Source organism: Micromonospora sp. NPDC006431 (genome assembly GCF_042870725.1).
In the GTDB taxonomy this organism is placed as follows: domain Bacteria; phylum Actinomycetota; class Actinomycetes; order Mycobacteriales; family Micromonosporaceae; genus Micromonospora.
The window spans coordinates 47,213-68,154 of record NZ_JBIAHQ010000029.1 but is presented as its reverse complement, the minus strand read 5'-3'; the positions used below and the strand labels follow the sequence as shown (position 1 = coordinate 68,154).

The window sequence follows — 20,942 nt, the reverse complement described above, 5'->3', positions numbered from 1 at the left end:
CTGCCGCTCATGATCGTCAGCACGGTGCCGGGGGTGAGCGGGCCGCGCACGTCCAGGTCCAGGTTTCCGGCCAGCGCCAGAGCGCCCGTGGCCCGGACGCTGGTGTAGTCGTGGTCGCCGGAGATGGTGACGGCGACGCGACCCTCGTTGCCGATCGTCACGTTCCCGCCAACGTTCAGGACGTTGCCCGGGGCGACGGCGGCATCGGTGATCTGCGCCGCCTCGTCGGCCGCGAGACCGGGCCGCAGCACGCCGCCGGTGACGGTGACGCTGTCCGCCACGCTGCCGCTGCCGCCGAGCGTCCCGCCGCGCACGTCGATCGAGCTCGCGTGCGAGCCGACGACCGAGAGCTTGCCGCCGAGGACGGTGCTGGTCCCGTGCCAGGTCTCGTTGCCGGTGAGGAACAGGGTGCCCTCGCCACGCTTGGTGAGGCTGCCCTCGTAGGCGCGGGCGTTGCGGGCCTGCTCGCGGCGGGTCCCGATGGTGTAGTCCGACTTGTCGGCCTCGCTCGCGTCGGCGGGCAGACCCTGCGTCCAGCCCTTGGCGACCTTGGTCGCCGCCCAGGCGGCCGCCTCGGCGGCGTCCTCCTGCTGACGCGCCCGGATCGCGACGTCGGAGATGTCGTTCGACCACACGTCACTCTGTCCCTGCGTGTCGACGACGAACGGCCCCAGGAACTGGCCCGGGCCCTTCATGGCCTCCCGCAGGCTGACCGTGTGCCAGCCGTTGCGGCTGTCCGGAACCTGCACGATCTGGCCCCGGGTGGGGTTCGGCACGGCGACGCCGGCGGCGTCACTGATCGTGTTGTTCTGCCGGCCGGTGGTAAACATCGTGTACAGCGCCTGCTCGTTGGTCAGGTACGGGAAGCGCTGCATGATCAGCGACAGCGCGGCCGCCGAGTGCGGCCCGGCCATCGACGTTCCCGACGAACTCCCGTAGCGGGCTTCCGGCACCCCGTTGACGACCGACACGGTGGTGCTGTTGATCCCGTTGCTCGGCGCCGTCACGCAGGACCACTTCGCGACACCGCACTGGTTGAACGTCTGCTGACCCGGCACCAGGACGGACCCGTCCGGGTTGAACGTGCGCCCCACCGTGGGGTTGATCCCCGAGGTGGTGTACCAGCTGCCCTCCAGTTCGGGCAGGAAGTACGGCGCGGCACCGCGCGGCGACGGGTTCACGTAGCCGCTGTTGCCGGCGGTGAACTGGATGACCGTGCCGGTTCGCGCGGCGTCGATGGCGCCGTTCAGCCAGCGGACGGTGCTGCCGTTCGCGTCGACGACGCCGTCCGGGGTGGACCAGAGGCGCCACGCCGTGTTCAACCCGAAGCCCGCGGGGCTGCCGGGCGGCGTGTCGTACGTGTTGTAGTTCTCCGTGTTGGGCTGGCTGCCCCAGCTGCTGGTGATGATCCTGACGGGCTTGCCGTTCGCCGTCTCGGCGGCGTTCACGGCCCGGTAGACGTTGGCGAGGTAGGCGTCGTCCGGCTTCTGGGCGGCGGTCGCGGTCGCCGGCAGGAGACCGTAGAGCACGCCGTCCGTCTTGTGGGTGTTGCCCATGTACACGTTGCTGTTGAACGCGACCCCGTGCATGTTGGCGGCGGGTCCGCCCGGTTGCGTCTCGCCGACACCGTCGCGGCTGGCCCCGATGGTCCCGGTGACGTGCGTGCCGTGGCTGTCGTTGTACGCCTGGTTGTAGAACCCCGACGTCGGGCCGGTCTCGCCACCCTGGGCTTCCACCGAGAAGTAGCGGTCTCCGACGGCGTAGTTCGTCTCCAGGCTGCCGTGCTCCCGGACGTGCCCGGCGAAGACGCCCGAGTCGATGACGCCGATGTTCATCCCGGCGCCGGAGTAACCGGCGGCGTAGGCGAACTCCGCTCCCATCGACACCAGACCGGCGTCCCGGTTGAACTCAGCGGTGCGCCAGCTCGCCGGGTCGCCGAGCCGGCCGGGATCTCCCTCGTAGGTCTTGATCGGCGGCGCGGACACGTCCGCCCGCGCCGGCTGAGCGACGACGCCGAGCACCACAATCGGTGTCAGCGCCGCGATCAGCCCCGTTTTCATACGTTTCGCGGTCGACACTTTAGCCCCTCTCCAAGATCGTTTCGGCGGGATCGTATCCCTCCGCCCATATCGGAGCAAGGCGTTGGCGGCTACATTTCCGTCTACCTCTGAGGTAATCGCCGGAGGTCGAACCACTCCTGACCGGCCAGCCCGCACCCGGGCATCGGGCGGTGCTCGCCAAACCGGATCGAGGCGCGGCCCAGCAGGCAAAACATCGCAGGACACCCGATTCGACGGGCGGGCTGCGAGTGGACACGGAAAATACTGTGATTCGGTCCGTTATCGGCCGTCACCGAAATGCCGCAGCCCGGGCAGGACGCAGATTGCGCATCGCCTCGCATCATCGTGGCGGGCACCCGATTCGGCAATGAACAGCGCCAACCGGTCCCCTTCGCCGACGGCGGCCGATGATTCAGCGGCGCCGCGCCCACCACCGGCGCAGCACGTAGCCGACGGCGCTGGCCAGGAACAGGGCGGCCGTGACGAGCAGCCAGCGGGCGAGGAACGGCCGCTGGTCCTGCCCGGACGCGGCCAGGTAGGTCGGCCGGCCCAACCGCAGGATGCCAGGCAGGTAGACGAGGAACAGCAGGCCCGACGCCAGGGCCGGCACCCGGACGTGGTTCAGCAATGCGGGCCCCGCCGCCGGCACGCCGTGGGTGCCGAGCGCGCGCTGCAGCACGCGGTCCGCCAGCCCGTAGATCGGGAACAGCACGAAGTCGTGTGCGATCGCCGCGCCGACGAACCAGACCAGCATCCGGCCGGCGGTCGGTTCCGCGGCGAGCCGCAGCGCCACCCACCCGGCGACCGCGAAGGCGCCGACGAGCAGCAGCAGGTGCCCGGCCGGTGCCCCGTACGCCGCCCGGAACCGGGCCGCCAGGTCACCCACCGGTTCGGCTCCGGAACTCGATCTCCGCCACCCACTTCGTGCAGTGCACGCCGGGCAGGGCCGGGACGATGACCCGCGCCGGGTAGCCGTGGTCGAGGGAGAGGTCGACGCCGTTGACCTGCAGGGCGAGCAGGGAGTCCGCGTCGAGGACCTGGTTGGCCTGCAGGGTCGCCTGCTTGAACAGCCCCGCTTTCTCCAGGGACCGCACGTGCGCGGCGGCGATCCCGTCCGCGCCGACGAGGGCGGCCAGGTCGCGCAACCGTACCCCGGTCCAGGTCTGCACGGTCGACCAGCCCTCCACGCAGGCGATCGGCAGCGTGACGGTGTGCTGGGCCATCGCCAGCAGGCCGGCGCGGTCCACCGCGACGGTACGCCCGCCGGCGCGCAGGGTGAGCCGCCAGCCCGGCCCGGTGTCGGCGGCCCGGACGCCGGCGGCGGCCGCGGTCCGGTTGACCGGGAAGCCGGTCCGGCCCGCCCCGGGCTGCCGCCCCCGGGGCAGCAACAACGCGGTCCGCCGCCACGGGCCGTCGAGGTGCTGGCCGACGGTGAGGGCGGCGAGCAGCAGCGACAGCCCACCGACCAGGGCGAGCGCGCCGCGCCGGCTCATCGTGGGCGGCCCGGGCCGGGCGGCCACCAGTTCGTCCGGGTCCGGCGGCTCGGGCCGGGTCGCCGCGCGGTAGGTGATCAGCTCCTCGGGCAGCGAGCGGGACCGCAGCGCGGTGCGCATCCGCCGCAGCTTGAGCGCCACGTGGGCGACCAGCGCGGCGACGAACACCCAGGCGCCGAAGTAGTGGGCGGTGTAGAAGTCGAAGCCGAACAGGTACGCGTACTGGATGTCGAGCAGGCCGGTGACGATCTCGAAGAGGATCCCGCCGACCAGCAGGAGCAGGGACAGCCGCTCCAGCACCTGCGCCACCGAGCGGGCCGGCGGCCAGTCGAACAGCTTCGGCAGCACCGACCAGAGCTTGGCCAGCACGATCGGGATCAGCGTGATCCCGAGCCCCACGTGCAGGCCCTGGGTGAGGCGGAACAGCCAGGACGGGCGGGTCGGCCAGTCGAACGGCGGCAGCCGCAGCCACCCGACGTCACGCGGGAACGCCTGGCCGAACTGCGGGGAGTAGGCGAGGTAGTCCAGCAACCCGGTGAGGAACACCAGCGGTAGGCCGACGAGCAGGACCACCCCGTACATGGCGGTGAGCCACGGGCCGCGCAGCGGGCTGCGCCACCGCCGGTTCACGGTCGCCGCGCCGGGCGGGGGATGCTCGGCCAGGAACGCCCACCACCGCCGGGGGAAACCGTAGGCCGGCCGACCGGGTGGCACGCGCCCCGACCCGACCGGGGGACCCCCGGCCGGGGGAGAGCTCTCCGCGCTCACCGTTCCTCCTCGCGACTGCCGACGCCGGGACGCCCGGCGGCGGCCGGCCGACCGGATCCCTCTCCGGCAGGCTACGGGCGGCCTCGTCGGCCGGACCCGGTTTGCCGAATTACGGAACGCTTACCGGCCCGCGGACCGCGATGTTGCCAGGTCCTTACGGCTTGGCCGACCGGGCCCGCCGCGACCGCCTATCGACCTACCCTGACCGGCATGCGGGTACTCGTCACCGGCGCGGCCGGTTTCATCGGTTCGCAGGTCGCCGACCTGCTCGCCGCCGACGGGCACGAGGTGGTGGCGCTGGACGTGCTGCTGCCCCAGGCACACGGCGGCGAACTGCCCGAGTGGTCCCGGCGGCACGGCCCGATCGTCGGCGACGTCCGAGACCCCGACCTGCTCGACCGGCTGCTGCCCGGCGTCGACGCGGTGTGCCACCAGGCCGCGATGGTCGGGCACGGCCTCGACCCGTCGGACGCCCCCGAGTACGCCAGCCACAACGACTACGCCACCGCCGTGCTGCTGGCCGCGATGCACCGGGCCGGGGTGCGCCGGCTGGTGCTCGCCAGTTCCATGGTCGTCTACGGCGAGGGCCGCTACGAGTGCGCCCGGCACGGCACCGTGCGACCCGCCCCGCGCCGCCCCGCCGACCTGGCCGCCGGCCGCTACGACCCGACCTGCCCGCAGTGCGCCGGCATCCTCAGCCCCGCGCTGGTGCCCGAGGACGCCCCGCTGGAGCCGCGCAGCACGTACGCCGCGACCAAGCTGGCCCAGGAGCACCTGGCCGCCGCCTGGGCGCGGCAGACCGGAGGCGGGGTGTGGGCCCTGCGCTACCACAACGTCTACGGGCCCCGGATGCCCCGCGACACTCCGTACGCCGGCGTGGCCTCGATCTTCCGCTCCGAGCTGTCGGCCGGCCGGCCGCCGCGGGTGCTGGAGGACGGCCGGCAGCGGCGGGACTTCGTCCACGTCACCGACGTGGCGCGGGCCAACCTGCTGGCCCTCACCACGCCGCCGCCGCAACCGCTGGTGCCGGTCAACGTCTGTTCCGGCGAGCCGCGCACGGTCGGTGACCTGGCCGCGGCCCTGGCCGCCGCGATGGCCGGGCCGGCGCCGCTGGTCGTCGGTGGCGCCCGCGCCGCCGACGTGCGGCACGTCGTCGCCGATCCGCGTCGGGCGGCCGACCTGCTCGGCTACACCGCGCGGGTCGGCTTCGCCGACGGGGTCACCGCCTTCGCCACCGACCCGCTGCGCGAGCCGGCGGCCGTGCACGCCTGACCGCCGCGCCGCCCGTCGTGGCGGCAGCGCGGGCGACGCCGGGCCGCGCCGCGGGTCAGGAGACCGTCCACAGCAGGTGGTTGACCGCGAGCGCGGTCGCCGCCTGCCCGGCCAGCCACCAGCGGCGGGTCGCCGGCGGCAGGTGCGTGGTGGCGACCAGCAGCCATACCGCGAACGGCAGCCAGATCCGCTCCACCTCGGCCTTGCTCAGCCCGGACAGGTCAGCCGCGAGCACCACCGCCGCCGCAGCCACCGGCAGCAGCACCGTCGGCCCGGCGGCGGCCACCGACCCGACGAGCCAGGCGCGCGGGCCGCGCCGCCGCACCGCCGCGACTCCGGCCAGCACCGCCCGGCGCAGCGCCGGCCCGAGCGCCGGGCCGGCGGACAGCACCAGCGCCGCCAGGTTCGCCCAGACCCAGTAGCCGTAGGGGCGGTCGGCCGCCCAGCCCTGGTAGTAGCGCTCCACCACCCGCTGGTAGCCGTCCCACCACCAGAATCCCGCCGCCGTGAACGCCACCACCACCCCGGCGACTCCGGCGACCGCGGACAGCAGCGCGGCGATCCGGTTTGCCGGACGCAGTGCCAGCACCACCAGCGCCAGCAGGCCGACCAGCACGAAGCCGTACGACAGGTACAGCGCGTAGCCCAGCACCAGCCCACCGACGGCCGGGGCCAGCCGGCCGCGTACCGCCAGCAGCGCCAGACCTGCCGCGACCACGCCGGCGAACAGCCCGTCCGCCGACGCCCCCACCCACACGGCCCCGGGCAGCAGCACCAGGAACGGCAGGACCGCGCGGGCCGCGGCGTCGGCGCCGAGCGAGCGCAGCGCCACGGGCACCGAGACGGTGACGCTCGCGCCCACCAGCACGCAGGCCAGTGCGGCAGCGGTGCCCCCGCCGAGCCCGATCCGGTCCAGCCCCACGAATACCAGTAGCGCGCCGGGTGGGTGCCCGGCGGTGTGGGTCGACCAGGAGTCGGGCTGGAAGTCCAGGATCCGTCCTGTGAACCCGGCCAGCGTGGCCGGGACGTCCCGGATCCCGGGCACCTCGTGCAGGTACTCCGCCTGCGGCGTGAGCCGTTCGGTCAACCCGGCCGACCAGCCGTCGACCAGGGCCAGCGACAGCGCCCACGCCACCGAGGCCAGGTAGGCGAGGCCGAGCAGCGGGCCCCAGCGCGCCGCGCCGGCCCACCGCACCCCGACGCCGACCACCCCGGCCGCGACCAGCACCGCCGCCGGGGTGCCCCAGCCGAGGTGCGGCCGCCAGGTCGCGTACAGCGGGGCGGCGTCCGCGTGCAGGCCCACGCCGCGGGCGTTGAGGACCGCGCCGACCGCGGCGGCCAGCACGACCAGCGCCGCCTCGACGCCCAGCACCGTCAGGTCGGCGCGTCGCCAGCGGGTCGGCGCCCGCCCGGACGCGACGGGCCTCGTGGTCGTTCTCATGCCGACCGGACGGTACGGCCTTCCCGGGACGGGTGACCGGCGAACCGCCGGATCGTCACCGTCCGGTAAGAATCAGTCCGCCGGTAACAGATCCGTAAGGTCCGATCTGCCTGCCGCGGCCCAGGTGGCGGCCTAGCGTCGTCGGTATGTCCACACCGATCGACGTGGTCCTGCCGTGCCTCGACGAGGCCGCCGCCCTGCCCGGCGTGCTCACCGCGCTGCCGCCCGGCTACCGGGCGATCGTGGTGGACAACGGCTCCCGGGACGGCTCGGCGGAGGTCGCCGCCCGGCACGGGGCCCGGGTGGTGCCCGAGCCCCGCCTAGGCTACGGCGCCGCCGTGCACACCGGGCTGGTGGCCGCCGAGGCGGATCTGGTCTGCGTGCTCGACGCCGACGGATCCTTCGACCCCGCCGAACTTCCCGCCCTGGTCGCCCCGGTGGCCGGCGGCGCCGCCGACCTGACCGTGGGCCGGCGACGGCCCGTCTCCGCCGGGGCCTGGCCGTGGCACGCCCGCGCCGGCACCGCGCTCATCGCGGCGTTGCTGCGGCACCGGGGCGTGCCGCTACGCGACCTCAGCCCGATCCGGGTGGCCCGCCGCGAGGCGCTGCTCGCCCTGGGCGTCACCGACCGGGCCTTCGGTTACCCCCTCGAACTGCTGATCCGCGCCGCCGCCGCCGGCTGGCGGATCCAGGAGCTGGACGTCAGCTACGCCCCTCGGGCCGCCGGCACCCGCTCCAAGGTCTCCGGCTCGGTACGCGGCACGCTGCGCGCCACCCGCGACTTCGCCGGAGTCCTGCGCAGCGTGGGCGGATCCCGGTGACGGTGCTGCTGGTGATGGCCAAGGCGCCCGTGCCGGGGGCCGTGAAGACCCGGCTCTGCCCACCAGCCACCCCCGGTCAGGCCGCCCGGATCGCCGCCGCCGCGCTCCGGGACACCCTCGACGCCGTCCGGGCCGTGCCGGGGGTGACGCCGGTCCTGGCCGTACGCGGACGCCTCGCCGACGGCGAGGGCGGCGCCGGCCTGACCGCGGCGCTCATCGGCTGGACGGTGCTGCCGCAGCGAGGTCGGGACCTGGCCGACCGGATCGCCAACGCCCACGCCGACGTGGCAGCGGCCTGGCCCGGACGGCCGGTGCTGCAGATCGGCATGGACACCCCGCAGGTGACCGCCGGGCACCTGCTCGCGGCGTTCCAGCGGCTGGACCTGGCCGACGCGGTGCTCGGCCGGGCGGTGGACGGCGGATGGTGGGCGCTGGGGTTGCGCGATCCGCGCCAGGCCGACGCGCTGCGGGCGGTGCCGATGTCCACCCCGGAGACCGGCGAGCGCACCTGGTCCGCCCTCGACCGGCGCGGGCTGCGCACGCTGACCCTGCCGGTGCTGCGCGACGTCGACACCTGGCCCGACGCGCTCGCGGTGGCCGCCGAGGCGCCGGAGACCCGGTTCGCGTACCAGGTATCGGCGCCGCACCCCACGCTGGTGCCCGGCGGGCACCGGTGACACTGCACGCCCTCGGCACGGACGGCCGGTGGGCGGCCGCGGCGGGCGGGGGTGAGGACGTCTTCGCCGCCGCCCTCGAAGCGCAGCCCGGCGCGCACTGGCTCGTGCAGGACGACGGTCGGCGCAGCGTGCTGCCGGTCCGGCGCTGGCACGGTCCGCCCGAGCCGGCGACCGCCGCGGTGGTCGCCCGGTGCGCGGGCCCGACCCTGGACATCGGCTGCGGCCCAGGACGCCTCACCCTCGCCCTGGCCCGCGCCGGGCACGCCGCGGTCGGGGTCGACGTCTCCGCCCACGCGGTGCGGCTCACCCGGGCGCGCGGTGCCGTCGCCCTCCACCGGGACGTGTTCGGGCCGCTGCCCGGCGAGGGACGCTGGGCACACGTCCTGCTCATCGACGGCAACATCGGCATCGGCGGCGACCCGATCCTCCTGCTCGGCCGGTGCCGGGAGCTGATCCGGGCCGGCGGCTCAGTCGTCGTCGAACTGGAACCCCCCGGGCCCGGCCTGTGGCGGGGGCAGGCCAGGCTGGCCTCCCGCTCACCGCAGGGGAAGGTGTGCCGGAGCGGGGCGTTCCGCTGGGCCCGGCTGGACACGGTGGCGGTGCACGACACGGCGCACGCCGCCGGGCTGGCCGTCCGGGACACGTTCGAGGTGGGCCGGCGCTGGTTCGGGGAACTGGTCCGTCCGTTGTGACGGGTCACGCCGGTCGCGGTGCGGATCTCGTCGTTCGGAGCCACGGCCGCCCGCGCTGACCTACGCTGCCGGTGAGGTGGAACGGGGGACGGATGGCGCAGCCACGGGTGGCGATGATCGGGCTCGGCGGGATGGGCGCGCCCATGGCCGGCAACGTGCTGAGGGCCGGTCTGCCGACGGTCGTCTGGAACCGCCACCCCGAGCCGGCCCGCCGGCTGGGCGACCAGGGCGCGGAGGTGGCCGCCAGCCCCGCCGACGCGGCCCGTGGGGCGGACGTCGTGGTGACCATGGTGACCGACGCCGACGCCATCCGTTCCATCGCCTTCGACCAGGGGATGCTGGCCGCGATGGCCGAGGGCGCGGTCTGGGCCCAGATGAGCACCATCGGCGTCACCGACACCGAACAGTTCGCCCGGCAGGTCACGGCGGAGCGTCCCGACGTCGTGCTGCTGGATGCCCCGGTGGCCGGCAGCCGCGGCCCGGCCGAGCACGGGAAGCTGGTCGTCTTCGCCTCCGGGCCGGCAGAGGTCCGCGACCGGGTCGCCCCGGTCTTCGACGCGGTCGGGCAGCAGACGGTCTGGGTTGGGCCGGTCGGCGCCGGTTCCCGGCTGAAGTTGGTGAACAACCTGCTGCTGGCCTTCGTCGCCGAGGGGCTCGCCGCGTCGGTCGCGCTCGGTGACGCCCTCGCCCTGGACCGCGAGACCGTGCTGGGCGCCCTGCGTGGCAGCCCGCTGCTGTCGCCCTGGGCCGGCGAGAAGCTGGACCGGATCGGCCGGGACGACTACACGACCCAGTACCCCCTCACCCTGGCGCTCAAGGACGTGAACCTGGTGTTGCGGGAGGTCGAGGAGGGCCGGTTCCTCGCCGCCGAATGCCTGGCCGCGGAGTGGCAGCGCGCCGTGGGCCAGGGGCTCGGTGCGGCGGATCTGACCGTGGTCACCCGGGCGCTGTCCCAGCCCACCGGGCGGACCTGACCCCCGGACGGGCTCGCGCTCTCCTACGGCGAGGCGAGCGCGTGCAGGCCGAGCCAGCCGCAGAGCAGCACCGCCAGCACCCCAGGCGGTCAGCGTTCCGTCGGCCCCGCCCCCGGCTGTCGACCATGGTCACCTCCCCGGGCGGCCGTCTCGTCGAGCCGGTCCAGGAGGACGTCCGGCTCCACGTGGTGCAGTCAAGGACGCGTCCGCCCGCCCTGTCCGCCCCGCTTCCGGCGGCCGGGGCCCGTCGGTGAACGGGCCCCGGCCCGGGTCAGCGACCCTGGAGGGCCTTGACGTTGTCGCCGAAGGTCCAGCCCTTCGACCCGTCCCAGTTGATCGACCAGGTCATCAACCCCTTCAGGCGGCCCTGGTAGGTGTTCCACGCCTGCGCCACCAGCGACGGGGTCATGTACCCGCCACCGGCGCCGGACTGCGCCGGCAGGCCGGGGACCTGCCGGTCGTACGGGACGCGGATGGTGGTGCCCTGCACGACCAGTCCGGTGTTGAGGCAGTTGGTCTGCGCGACGAAGCCCTGCACGGTGCCGGCCGAGTACGAGTCGCCGGAGCAGCCGTACATGCTGCCGTTGTAGTACTGCATGTTCAGCCACCAGAGCCGGCCGTTGTCCACGTACCGCTTGATGATCGGCAGGTACGCGCCCCAGATGGATCCGTAGGTCACGCTGCCGCCGGTGACGTACGCGGTCTCCGGGGCCATGGTGAGGCCGAACCCGGCGGGCATCTGGGCGAGCACCCCGTCGATGATCCGCACCAGGTTGGCCTGCGAGGTGGACAGCTGGTTGATGTTCCCGCTGCCGGTGAGGCCGGTCTCGATGTCGATGTCGATGCCGTCGAAGTTGTACCGCTTGAGGATCGGCACGACGGTGGCGACGAACCGGTCGGCGACCGCGGTCGAGCTGAGGTCGATGCCGGCGGTCGCGCCGCCGATGGACAGCAGGATGGTCAGGCCGGCGGCCTTGGCCTGGCACATCTCGGCGGGGGTGGGCACCTTGACCCCGGCGTCCATGCCGTTCTCCCAGAGCACGGTGCCGTCGGCGCGGATCACCGGGAAGGCGGCGGTGACCACGTTGTAGCCGTGCGTCCGGATGCGCGAGTCGGTGATCGGGATCCAGCCGAGCCCGGGGTGCACGCCGTTGGCCGCGCCGTCCCAGCTCTCCCAGTAGCCCTGGAGCACCTTGCCGGCCGGCCGGGACTTCAGCGCGCAGGTGTCGCCGCCCGGCGGCGGGCTCGACGGGGTGGGGGTGGGCGACGGGGTCGACGTGGGGGTCGGGGTGGGTTTCGGCGAGGGGGACGATGCGGTCGGCGTGGGGGACGGGGCGCCGTCGCAGGCGCCAAGGTCGGACCAGAGCGCCGGGGTGGCCGGCGGGGTCCAACCGGCGCCGGGCGGCGGGGTGTGCGTCTGCAGCGCCTGGTAGAGCCGGCCGGTGTAGGTGGCCCGGCTGCCGGCGGACCAGGTGACGCCCTCGGCCCAGGCCGGTACGCCGGAGCAGGCCGCCAGCGCGGTCTGGCCGGCGGTCGCGGCGAGGCCGGTGGTGGCCGTCAGGGCGGCCGTGGCGGCGAGCAGTACGGCGCCGCCGAGCAGGGCGGTCAGCCCGCGTCGAAGTCGCATGACATACCTCCTCATCGATGCGTCGGAGGTTATCAGTTAACTTTGTTAAATGTAAATGCGCAGTACGCTGTCAGCGCTTGGTTCATGGCGTGAACGGTGCCGCCCGACGACGGCACCGGGGAGAGGACGGCGGCGGACGTGGACGCCAGACGCACCACCGTGCGCGACATGCGCCGTGCCAACCGGTCGCTGCTGCTCACCCGGATCTGGCTGGACGGCCCGCTCAGCCGCCACGAGCTCGGCCAGACCACCGCGCTGAGCCTGGCCAGCGTGAGCAACCTGGTCGGCGAGATGATCGCCGAGGGGCTCGTCGAGGAGGCCGGGTCGGTCGAGTCCGACGGCGGCCGCCCCCGGGTGCTGCTGCGCGTCGCCCCCGGCTACGGCTACCTGGTCGGCGCCGACGTCGGTGAGACCCGGGTGCAGGTCGAGCTCTTCGACCTGGCGATGACCGCCCTGGCCAAGGCCGAGTACCCGATCGCCGCCGCCGAGCCCGATCCGCAGGACGTGGCCACCCACCTGCGGCACGGCCTGGACGCGGTGATCGAGCAGGCCGGCGTCGACCCGGCCGCCGTGCTCGGCCTCGGCGTCGCCGTCGCCGGGACCGTCGAGCGCACCGCCGACGCCGTCGTGCATGCCCAGACACTCGGCTGGGACGGCGTGCCGCTCGGCGCGATGCTGCGGGCCGGCACCGACGTCCCGGTCCACATCGACAACGGCGCGAAGACCCTCGGCCAGGCCGAGATGTGGTTCGGTGCCGGCCGCGGCGTCCGGCACGCCGTCATCGCCCTGGTCGGCTCCGGGGTCGGGGCCTGCGTGGTCGCCGACGGGGTGGGCTACCGCGGCGCGCACAGCAGCGCCGGCGAGTGGGGCCACACCACCATCGTGTACGGCGGGCGCCGCTGCCGCTGCGGCAACCTCGGCTGCCTGGAGGCCTACGTCGGGGCGGAGGGCGTCCTCGACCGGTTCCGGCAGGCCAACCGGGGCCGCCCGGCCGCCGGCGGCGACGAGGAGAGCGCCTTCGGCGAGTTGCTCCGGTCCACCGGCCGGACGGCGGCGAAGGTGCTCGACGAGACCGTCGGCTACCTCGGCGCCGGGGTGGCCACCCTGGTCAACCTCTTCAACCCGGAGCGGGTGGTGCTCGGCGGCTGGGCCGGCCTGGCCCTCGGCGAGCGCTACCTGCCGCAGATCCGCGCGGCCACCGCGCGGCACGCGCTGCGCCAGCCGTACGCCCAGGCCTCGATCGAGCTGTGCCGGCTCGGACCGGACGCGGTCGCGATGGGCGGCCACCCTGCCGATGGCCCGGCTGCTGCGCGACGGCGGCGTGCCGCGCGAGCCGGCCGCCCGGGTGACCCCGGCGCGCCCGGCGCCGCGCCCGCGGACCCGGACCCGCTGAGCCGCCGGGCCGGCGACAACGCCCGGCGGCCAGTCCGGGCGGCCACCCGGGAGGATCCCGCGCGACCGCCCCGGCCGTGGATCAGCGCTGCCCGCGCACCCGCCGGACCGTGTCGCGGTACCAGTGCGCGCTGCGCTTCGGCGTACGCCGCTGGGTGTCGTAGTCCACCCGGACGATGCCGAACCGCTTGTCGTAGCCGTACGCCCACTCGAAGTTGTCCAGCAGCGACCAGGCGAAGTAGCCCCGCACGTCGGCCCCGGCCTGCCGCGCCCGGGCCACCGCCCGCAGGTGCTCGGCCAGGTACGCCACCCGATCGTCGTCGGCCACGAACCCGTCGGCGTCCGGCCGGTCGTCGAAGGCCGCCCCGTTCTCGGTGACCACCAGCGGCACGCCCGGGTAGTCCCGGCTCAGCCGCACCAGCAGGTCGGTGAAGGACGCCGGCACGATCTCCCAGTCCATCGCGGTACGGGGCAGGTCCCGCCGGACCACCCGCCGCACCGGCCGGCCCTCGTCGTCCCGCTCCCGGCCCCGCTCGTCCACCCCGGAGAAGAGCTGCCCGAAGTAGAAGTTGACGCCGAGCACGTCGATCGGGGACGAGATGACCGCCAGGTCGCCGTCCTCGATCGGGAGCCGGACGCCCTCGGCGGCCAGGTCCGCCACAACGTCCACCGGGTAGCGCCCGTGGAACAGCGGGTCCAGGTAGAGCCGGTTACCCAGCCCGTCGGAGGCCCGGGCGGCGTCCCGGTCGGCCGGGTTGTCGGTGGCCGGGTCGGCGGTGGCCAGGTTGACCGTGATGCCCAGCTCGATCGGACCGGTCGCGGCCGCCCGCAGGCGCTGCACCGCCAGCCCGTGGCCGAGCAGCAGGTGGTGGGCGGCGGCGATCCCGTCGCCCAGGTCCTGCCGGCCCGGGGCGTGCTGGCCGTACGCGTAGCCGAGCATCGCCGAACACCACGGCTCGTTCAGCGTCGTCCAGGTCTTCACCCGGTCACCGAGCGCGGCGAAGACCAGCTCGGCGTAGTCGGCGAACCGGTACGCGGTGTCCCGGTGCGGCCAGCCGCCCGCGTCCTCCAGCTCCTGCGGCAGGTCCCAGTGGTAGAGGGTCACCCACGGGTCGATGCCCCGCCCGAGCAGCTCGTCGACGAGCCGGTCGTAGAAGGCCAGCCCGGCCGGGTTGGCCGGCCCGCGCCCGCCCGGTTGCACCCGCGGCCAGGCCACCGAGAAGCGGTACGTGTCCAGCTCCAGGTCGGCGATGAGCCCGACGTCCTGCGGCATCCGGTGGTAGTGGTCGCAGGCCACGTCGCCGGTGTCGCCGTTGGCCACCGCCCCGGGAACGCGGCAGAAGGTGTCCCAGATGGACGGCGTGCGTCCGTCCTCGGCCACCGCCCCCTCGATCTGGTACGACGAGGTCGCCACCCCCCACCGGAAGGTCGGCGGGAGGGTGTCGATCGGGTCGGTCTGCCCGGGCGACGACTCCAGCTCGGCGCGTCTGACGCCGCGCCGCGACCTGGAGCCGTCGGTGGTCGCCGGGCGGGTGAGGTCGGTGTCCATGGTTCTCCTCGCGGTCACGGGTGTTCGGTCGGGCGGTGGTGGTCAGCGGGGGACCGGCTCGGCGGCGGGATGCAGCCAGCAGGCGACGGCGCGCCCGGGGCGGTCGTCGCCGGGCGGGCCCAGCGGCGGCAACTCCTTGTCGCACGGGCCGAACGCTTTCGGACAGCGCGGGTGGAACGCGCATCCGCTCGGCATGGCGCGTAGGTCCGGCGGGGAGCCGGGGATGCCGGTCAGCTCGCGCCGGGGGCCGCGCAGCGCCGGGAAGGAGTGCAGCAACCCGTCGGTGTACGGGTGCAGGGCCCGCCGGTACAGCTCGGCCGCGGGGGCCTCCTCGACGATCCGGCCGCCGTACATGATGGCGATCCGGTCGGAGAACTCGACCAGCAGCGACAGGTCGTGGGTGATGAACAGCACCGCGAAGCCCAGCCGTTGCCGCAGCTCGGCGAGCTGGCCGAGGATCTGCCGCTGCATCACCACGTCGAGCGCGGTGGTCGGTTCGTCCATGATGACGACCTGCGGTTCCAGCGCCAGCGCCATGGCGATCATGACCCGTTGCCGCATCCCGCCGGAGAGCTGGTGCGGGTAGCTGTCCAGCCGGTCGGCGGAGATGCCGACCAGGCGCAGCAGCTCCCGCGCCCGGGCCAGCCGGCCCGCCGCCGTGCTTCTCGGCTCGTGCGCCTTGATCACGTCGAGCAGTTGGGTGGAGACCCGGTGCACCGGGTTGAGCGAGTTCATCGCGCCCTGGAACACGATGGACGTCTCCGCCCAGCGGAACTGCCGCAGCTTCGCCGGGGTCAGGGTCAGCACGTCGACCGGGGTGCCATCGAGCGGGTGGTAGATCACCTGCCCGCCGCTGACCACGCCGGGTGGCGGCAGCAGCCGGGTCAGCCCGTACGCCAGAGTGGACTTGCCGCTGCCGCTCTCCCCGGCCAGCCCCAGCACCTCGCCCCGGTGCAGGGTCAGGTCGACGTCGCGGACGGCGTGTACCGCCTCGTCGCCGAGCCCGTAGTCGACGCGGAGCTTGCGGACCTCCAGGACCGGTTCGCTCATCGGTGCCCTCTTTCGTTCGCGGCTGCGGGGCTTCGCTTCGCTGCACTCCTCGCGCTCATCGGTGCCCTCTTTCGTTCGCGGCTGCGGGGCTCCGCTTCGCTTGCACTCCTCGCGCTCACCGGTCTCCTCCTTCTCTTGCGACGGCGGGCCGCCGGCGCGGGGCCGGGACGGCTGCGGTCGGCGCCAGGACGGGGGTGAAGCCCACCCGCATCCGCGCCGTGCGCCCGTCGGCGGTACGGATCCGGGCCCGGCCGCCGCTGCGCAGCCGAGGGCTGACGAACTCGTCGATGCCGAAGTTGATCAGCGCGAGGGCGGTGCCGAGCAGCGCGATGGCCAGCCCGGCCGGTACGAACCACCACCAGGCGCCCTGGGCGAGGGCCTGCTGGCCCTGCGCCCAGAACAGGATGGTGCCCCAGTTCCACGAGGAGACCGACGAGATGCCGATGAACGCGAGCGTGATCTCCGACATCACCGCGAAGATCACCGTGCCGACGAAGCCGGACGCGATGATCGCGGTGAGGTTGGGCAGGATCTCGAACACGATGATGCGCCAGGTCCGTTCGCCGGTGGCCCGCGCCGCCTCGACATAGTCGCGGCGGCGCAGCGACAGCGTCTGGGCGCGCAGCACCCGGGCGCCCCACGCCCACGAGGTGCAAGCGATGATGAGCGCGACCAACGTGTCGCTGGCCTGGTCGACGATCGACGTCACGATGATGATCAGCGGCAACGCCGGGATCACCAGGAACACGTTGGACAGCGCCGAGCCCGCCTCGTCGGCCAACCCGCCGAGGTAGCCGGACGTCACGCCGATGACGATGGACAGCATCGTCGCCAGGACGCCGGCGAACAGACCGACGAGGACGACGCTGCGGGTGCCGACCAGGATCTGGCTGAAGATGTCCTGACCCAGATGCGTGGTGCCGAACCAGTGCCTGGCCGACGGCGCCTGCAGGATGTCGCCGCTGCGACCGTCCGGGTCGTACGGGGCCACCCACGGCCCGATGATTGCGAAGAGGCCGTAGCCGGCCAGGACGACCAGGCCGGTCGCGGTCTTGGCGTTGCTCAGGAAGCGGAACCGGCGCCGCCTCGTCCGGCCCGGTGCGGCCGACGGCTGGGCCATCGCGCCCTGGCCGGGGATGACCTGCTCGATACTCGACGGTGAGATCGTCATCGTTCAGCCACTCTTTCGGGTCCGCGGGTCGAGAAGCAGGTACGCGACGTCGGCGATGAGGTTCGCCACCAGCACGGAGATCGTGATGATCAGGAAGATCCCCTGCATCAGTGGGTAGTCCTTGTAGCCGACCGCCTGGAAGAGTTGGAAGCCGAGACCCGGGTACGAGAACACGATCTCCACGAGCAGGGTGCCGCCGACGATGAACCCGAGCGACAGCGCGAAGCCCGAGACGTTGGGCAGCAGCGCGTTGCGGGCGGCGTAGCTCAGGGCCACCCGGCGTTCCGACAGGCCCTTCGCGTGGGCGACCGTGATGTAGTCCTCGGACGACACGGTGACCATCATGTTGCGCATGCTGAGCAGCCAGCCGCTCATCGAGGAGACCAGGATGGTGGCGGCCGGCAGGATGCTGTGCTGGATCGCGCTCGGGATGAAGTACTGGTCGAACGCCGGCACGAGACCCGGCTCGTAGCCGCCGGACGACGGGAAGAAGCTGCCCGGCCCGGCGAACAGGGCGATCGCGACGAGACCCAGCCAGAAGTACGGGATCGAGGAGAGGAACGTCGTGGCCGGCAGCAGGGCGTCGATCCACGAGCCGCGCCGCCAGCCGGCGCCGACGCCGAGTGCCGTGCCGAGGAGGAAACTGACGATCGTGGTGATGCCGACCAGGCCGACGGTCCACGGCAGGCTGTCGCCGATGACCGTCGACACCGGCGTCGGGAAAAACGTGAATGACAGCCCGAGGTCGCCGTGGAGGAGTTGCTTCCAGTAGTCGACGTACTGCTCAGCGAGGCTCTGGTTCTTGTCCAGTCCGAACAGCACGCGTAGGGACTGGATGGCGTCCGCGCTGATCCGGCCCTGGTTACGTGAGATGAGGGCCTGGACCGGGTCGCCCGGGATCATGCGCGGGATGAAGAAGTTGAGCGTGATCGCCGCCCACGCCGTGAACAGGTAGAAGGCGATGCGCTGGAGCAGGAACTTCATCGAGTCTCCCCCGAAGTGGCGCTGCCGTCCCGACGGGCCGGCGCCGAGGGCGGCGGGACGGAACCGGCGTCTTCGGCGCCGACGGTGGCCGGATCGTAGAGCCAGCACGCCGCCCAGTGGCCGGGCCGGTCGGCGATCTCCAGCCGGGGCGGCAGGTCGACCGAGCAGCGCGGCATGGCGTGCGGGCAGCGCGGGTGGAACCGGCAGCCGGCCGGCGGCCGGATGAGGCTCGGCGGCTCCCCGTTGCCCCGGTCCTGCGCGGTGGCGGCTGCGGCGCCGGTGATGCTGTCGGGGTCGGGTGCCGACTCGATGAGCAGGCAAGTGTACGGGTGGGCCGGGCGCTGCGTGACCGTCTCGCTGTCGCCGCCCTCGACCATGCGGCCGGCGTACATCACTATCGTCTCGTCGGCGAAGTACCGGGCCGACGCGATGTCGTGCGTGATGTACAGGATGGCCAGGTTGAGCCGCTCCTTGAGGTCCCGCAGCAGGTTGAGCACGCCGAGGCGGATCGAGACGTCGAGCATGGAGACTGGCTCGTCGGCGAGCAGCACCTCCGGGTCGGCGCCGAGCGCCCGGGCGATCGCGACGCGCTGCCGCTGACCGCCGGAGAGCTCGTGCGGGAACGCGTCCAGGTAGCGCTCGGGCGGCGTGAGGCTGACCCGGGTGAGCAGATCGGCGAGCGCCCGGTCCAGGTCCTCGGCGGTGCGGCCGGCGTTGCCGTGGATGCGCAGCGACCGGGTCAGGTGATAGCGGATCGTGTGCACCGGGTTGAGCGACGCGAACGGGTCCTGCAGGATTAGCTGGACGCGTCGTACGTACGACCGGAACGCCCGGCCGCCGTGGACCCGGGTCGATACGCCGTGCAGCCGGATGTCGCCGGCGGTGCGGCGGTAGAGCTGGGCCAGCAGCCGGGCCACCGTGGACTTGCCGGATCCGGACTCACCGACCAGCGCGGTCACCCGGCCACTGCGGAGCGCGAACGATACGTCGTCGACGGCGTGGACGGCTGCCGGCGCCCGGGAGACGAGGTCGCGCAGCCGTCTGCGGACGGGGAAATGCTTGGTCAGGCCGTCGGCTTCCAGCACCACTTCGTTGACCGGCGCCGCCGTGCTTTCGCTCAACGTCATGCCGAGTTTCCTGTCTTTGGGGTGTCTGTCACCGAGGGGTGCGCGGTGACCGGTTGCGAACGTGGGAGTAGGCCTCCCCGGTCGGCCGTGGCCGACCGGGGAGGCGGTGTTGGTGGGTCAGCTGCCGGCGGGCTTGAGGTGTAGGACCACGTCCAGCGCGTTGGGCTGGGTGGGCTGCAGCGCGCCGTACGGGTCGGCGTCGTCCGGCCAGCCGGTCCAGTTCTTCGTGCTGTACGCGCCACCGATGTTGTCCGCGCCGACCGGGATCATCGGCATCTGCTCGACGAAGATCTTCTGCAGCGTGTTCATCGCGGCGGTACGGGCGGCCTCGTCCGTCGCATTGGCGTAGGACCGCAGGGCATCGGTCGCCTGCTGGTTGTTGAAGCGGCCGAAGTTGCCGGCGGGGGAGGCGGTGCCGATCGGCTTCAGCTGCGAGCCGTCCATGATGGTCCGGTAGATGTCGTACGGCGTGGCGCCGCCCTCGGTCCACCGGAAGGTCGCGTCGAAGTTGCCCTGCTCGACGTTGCGGAACCAGGCGTCCTGGTTGGCCTTGTCGACCGTGGCCGAGATGCCGATCTTGGACAGGTTGTCCCGCACGATCTCGAGGCTGGTCTGGTAATCGGACCAACCGGCCGGGTCGGTCAGGGTCAGCTTGACGGGCTTGCCGGTCTTGTCCTTGAGGGTGTTGCCGTCGAGCTGGTAGCCGGCGCCGGTGAGCAGCGCCTTGGCGCCCTCGACGTCGACCTTGTGCTCCTGGCCCTTGAACTCGGCAGCGATGAACGTGTCACCGGCGGGGCTGGGCAGACCGGTCACGCTCTTCACGAGGGGGTGGAAGTAGCCGGCCTCGGCGGTGTTGAAGATGTCCTCGCGGTCGATGACCATGTTCATCGCCCGGCGCAGCACCGGGTCGTCGAACGGCTTCTTGGTGGTGTTGACGTACAGGCCGTGGATGCCCAGGACCGGCGGCGCCCACACCTTGTGGTGGGCCGGGTCCTTGTCGACGAAGACGGCCTTGTAGTTGGGGATGAAGACGAAGCTCCACTCCGACTCGCCGTTGGCGAGGGCGGTGGTCTGCGCGCTGTTGTCGGTGTACGACGTGAAGCGCAGCTCCTTGACCTTCGGCAGGTCCTGCCAGTAGCCGCCGTCCCGCACCGTCAGGGTCGTGGTGGCCGGGGTGAAGGACTTCAGCGTGTATGGGCCGCTGCCGACGGGCTGCTTGTTGGGGTCGGTCGTCGGGTCGCTGATCTTCTCCCAGATGTGCTTGGGGACGATCGGCACCCGGAACAGGACCTTCTGCTGGTTGACGAACTGCGGGCTGGCGATCTTGATGGTGACCTCGTTGCCGCTCGCCGTCGCGTCCGTGTACGGCACGCCCTGGTCGTTCAGCGCCGGGTACTTCTTGACCAGGTTGTAGGTGAACGCCACGTCCTCGGCGGTGAGCTTCTGGCCGTCCGACCAGGTGGCGTTGTCCCTGATGGTGACCTTGACCGAGGTGTAGTCCGGCGACCATTCGGCCTTGGTGGCCAGCCACGGCTTCATCGGGTCGCTCGGCTTGACCGGGTTCCACATCATCAGCGGCTCGTAGATCTGCCAGCGGTAGCCCAGCGAGGCGGCGGCCGAGGTGGTGAGGAACGGGTTGTGGTTCTCGGCCTGCGGGCCGTTCGGCATGCCGGCGTTCAGCACGGTGGCCGCCTGGCCCTTGTTCTTGTTCGCGTTCGGACTGTCGCCGCAGGCGGCGAGCGTTGCCAACGCCGTCACGCTCGCCAGGGCGAGGGCGAGGCTGCGTCTGACGCGCATGTGTTCCTCCCGGTCGTGGTGGGTTCGGTGGGTTCGTTGGCGGAGCG

General features: G+C 73.1%; 16 protein-coding genes and 1 pseudogene. 6 read left to right on the top strand and 11 right to left on the bottom strand.

All coding sequences use genetic code 11. The annotated features are described in order from the left end of the window. The 3 genes from ACFYM6_RS31935 to ACFYM6_RS31925 all read right to left on the bottom strand — a co-directional run. Nucleotides 1–2,060, bottom strand: a 2,060-nt coding sequence (locus ACFYM6_RS31935) for a S8 family serine peptidase (protein ID WP_387281187.1), incomplete at its 3' end; no start/stop codon positions are given. 412 nt (nt 2,061–2,472) lie between these two features. Next, nucleotides 2,473–2,946 (bottom strand): hypothetical protein, encoded by a 474-nt coding sequence (locus tag ACFYM6_RS31930; protein ID WP_387281186.1) that lies wholly within the window; start codon nt 2,944–2,946, stop codon nt 2,473–2,475. Continuing rightward, nucleotides 2,939–4,267 carry a molybdopterin-dependent oxidoreductase gene (locus ACFYM6_RS31925; protein ID WP_387281191.1) on the bottom strand — a complete coding sequence of 443 codons (1,329 nt, stop codon included), beginning with the start codon at nt 4,265–4,267 and terminating at the stop codon, nt 2,939–2,941. Before ACFYM6_RS31925 ends, ACFYM6_RS31930 begins: the two co-directional genes overlap by 8 nt. Before the next feature lie 264 nt (nt 4,268–4,531). On the opposite strand from ACFYM6_RS31925, the gene ACFYM6_RS31920 reads away from it, so the two are divergent. Then, nucleotides 4,532–5,593: an NAD-dependent epimerase/dehydratase family protein gene (locus ACFYM6_RS31920; RefSeq protein WP_387281185.1), complete on the top strand. Its 1,062-nt coding sequence runs from the start codon at nt 4,532–4,534 to the stop codon at nt 5,591–5,593. 55 nt (nt 5,594–5,648) lie between these two features. Here the strand turns inward: ACFYM6_RS31920 and ACFYM6_RS31915 are convergent, their stop codons facing one another. After that, nucleotides 5,649–7,034, bottom strand: a complete 1,386-nt coding sequence (locus tag ACFYM6_RS31915; protein WP_387281184.1) for a hypothetical protein — start codon at nt 7,032–7,034, stop codon at nt 5,649–5,651. Nucleotides 7,035–7,180: 146 nt separating this feature from the next. Here ACFYM6_RS31915 and ACFYM6_RS31910 point away from each other — a divergent pair, with 146 nt between their 5' ends. From ACFYM6_RS31910 to ACFYM6_RS31895, 4 genes are all read left to right on the top strand, one after another. Then, nucleotides 7,181–7,855 carry a glycosyltransferase family 2 protein gene (locus ACFYM6_RS31910; protein WP_387281183.1) on the top strand — a complete coding sequence of 225 codons (675 nt, stop codon included), beginning with the start codon at nt 7,181–7,183 and terminating at the stop codon, nt 7,853–7,855. Then, nucleotides 7,852–8,532, top strand: coding sequence for a DUF2064 domain-containing protein (locus ACFYM6_RS31905; RefSeq protein ID WP_387281182.1), 681 nt, complete (start codon nt 7,852–7,854; stop codon nt 8,530–8,532). Before ACFYM6_RS31910 ends, ACFYM6_RS31905 begins: the two co-directional genes overlap by 4 nt. Continuing rightward, entirely contained in the window at nt 8,529–9,224 is a 696-nt protein-coding gene (locus ACFYM6_RS31900; RefSeq protein ID WP_387281181.1) for a class I SAM-dependent methyltransferase, read from the top strand. Before ACFYM6_RS31905 ends, ACFYM6_RS31900 begins: the two co-directional genes overlap by 4 nt. 92 nt (nt 9,225–9,316) lie before the next feature. Next, a complete protein-coding gene (locus tag ACFYM6_RS31895) occupies nt 9,317–10,198 on the top strand; it encodes an NAD(P)-dependent oxidoreductase (RefSeq protein WP_387281180.1) in 882 nt (293 codons plus the stop codon). A gap of 271 nt (nt 10,199–10,469) precedes the next feature. On the opposite strand, the gene ACFYM6_RS31890 is transcribed toward ACFYM6_RS31895, so the two are convergent. Further along, on the bottom strand, nt 10,470–11,825 hold the full coding sequence (locus tag ACFYM6_RS31890; protein WP_387281179.1) for a glycosyl hydrolase family 18 protein: 1,356 nt from the start codon (nt 11,823–11,825) through the stop codon (nt 10,470–10,472). Nucleotides 11,826–11,993: 168 nt separating this feature from the next. Here ACFYM6_RS31890 and ACFYM6_RS31885 point away from each other — a divergent pair. Further along, nucleotides 11,994–13,046 (top strand): annotated as a pseudogene (locus ACFYM6_RS31885) (ROK family protein); the annotation flags it as partial. Between the two features lie 253 nt (nt 13,047–13,299). On the opposite strand, the gene ACFYM6_RS31880 reads toward ACFYM6_RS31885, so the two are convergent. The 6 genes from ACFYM6_RS31880 to ACFYM6_RS31855 form a co-directional block, all read right to left on the bottom strand. Continuing rightward, the gene (locus ACFYM6_RS31880) at nt 13,300–14,766 is read right to left on the bottom strand and encodes a GH1 family beta-glucosidase (protein ID WP_387281178.1); all 1,467 of its coding nucleotides are present in this window, start codon (nt 14,764–14,766) and stop codon (nt 13,300–13,302) included. 42 nt (nt 14,767–14,808) lie between these two features. Continuing rightward, a complete protein-coding gene (locus ACFYM6_RS31875; RefSeq protein ID WP_387281177.1) occupies nt 14,809–15,816 on the bottom strand; it encodes an ABC transporter ATP-binding protein in 1,008 nt (335 codons plus the stop codon). A 115-nt stretch (nt 15,817–15,931) separates the two neighbouring features. Beyond that, a complete protein-coding gene (locus tag ACFYM6_RS31870; protein WP_387281176.1) occupies nt 15,932–16,987 on the bottom strand; it encodes an ABC transporter permease in 1,056 nt (351 codons plus the stop codon). A gap of 3 nt (nt 16,988–16,990) precedes the next feature. Next, nucleotides 16,991–17,971, bottom strand: a complete 981-nt coding sequence (locus ACFYM6_RS31865; protein ID WP_387281175.1) for an ABC transporter permease — start codon at nt 17,969–17,971, stop codon at nt 16,991–16,993. Then, on the bottom strand, nt 17,968–19,098 hold the full coding sequence (locus tag ACFYM6_RS31860; RefSeq protein WP_387281174.1) for an ABC transporter ATP-binding protein: 1,131 nt from the start codon (nt 19,096–19,098) through the stop codon (nt 17,968–17,970). The genes ACFYM6_RS31865 and ACFYM6_RS31860 overlap by 4 nt, the downstream gene beginning before the upstream one ends. Before the next feature lie 117 nt (nt 19,099–19,215). Next, a complete protein-coding gene (locus tag ACFYM6_RS31855; RefSeq protein WP_387281173.1) occupies nt 19,216–20,895 on the bottom strand; it encodes an ABC transporter substrate-binding protein in 1,680 nt (559 codons plus the stop codon). Nucleotides 20,896–20,942 lie beyond the last annotated feature (47 nt).

What these genes read in the sequence shown, in the direction of transcription:
- ACFYM6_RS31920 (WP_387281185.1), top strand. Translation starts at nt 4,532, where the DNA reads ATGCGGGTACTCGTCACCGGCGCGGCCGGTTTCATCGGTTCGCAGGTC.
- ACFYM6_RS31915 (WP_387281184.1), bottom strand. Translation starts at nt 7,034, where the DNA reads ATGAGAACGACCACGAGGCCCGTCGCGTCCGGGCGGGCGCCGACCCGC.
- ACFYM6_RS31910 (WP_387281183.1), top strand. Translation starts at nt 7,181, where the DNA reads ATGTCCACACCGATCGACGTGGTCCTGCCGTGCCTCGACGAGGCCGCC.
- ACFYM6_RS31895 (WP_387281180.1), top strand. Translation starts at nt 9,317, where the DNA reads ATGGCGCAGCCACGGGTGGCGATGATCGGGCTCGGCGGGATGGGCGCG.
- ACFYM6_RS31890 (WP_387281179.1), bottom strand. Translation starts at nt 11,825, where the DNA reads ATGCGACTTCGACGCGGGCTGACCGCCCTGCTCGGCGGCGCCGTACTG.
- ACFYM6_RS31880 (WP_387281178.1), bottom strand. Translation starts at nt 14,766, where the DNA reads ATGGACACCGACCTCACCCGCCCGGCGACCACCGACGGCTCCAGGTCG.
- ACFYM6_RS31875 (WP_387281177.1), bottom strand. Translation starts at nt 15,816, where the DNA reads ATGAGCGAACCGGTCCTGGAGGTCCGCAAGCTCCGCGTCGACTACGGG.
- ACFYM6_RS31870 (WP_387281176.1), bottom strand. Translation starts at nt 16,987, where the DNA reads ATGACGATCTCACCGTCGAGTATCGAGCAGGTCATCCCCGGCCAGGGC.
- ACFYM6_RS31865 (WP_387281175.1), bottom strand. Translation starts at nt 17,971, where the DNA reads ATGAAGTTCCTGCTCCAGCGCATCGCCTTCTACCTGTTCACGGCGTGG.
- ACFYM6_RS31860 (WP_387281174.1), bottom strand. Translation starts at nt 19,098, where the DNA reads ATGACGTTGAGCGAAAGCACGGCGGCGCCGGTCAACGAAGTGGTGCTG.
- ACFYM6_RS31855 (WP_387281173.1), bottom strand. Translation starts at nt 20,895, where the DNA reads ATGCGCGTCAGACGCAGCCTCGCCCTCGCCCTGGCGAGCGTGACGGCG.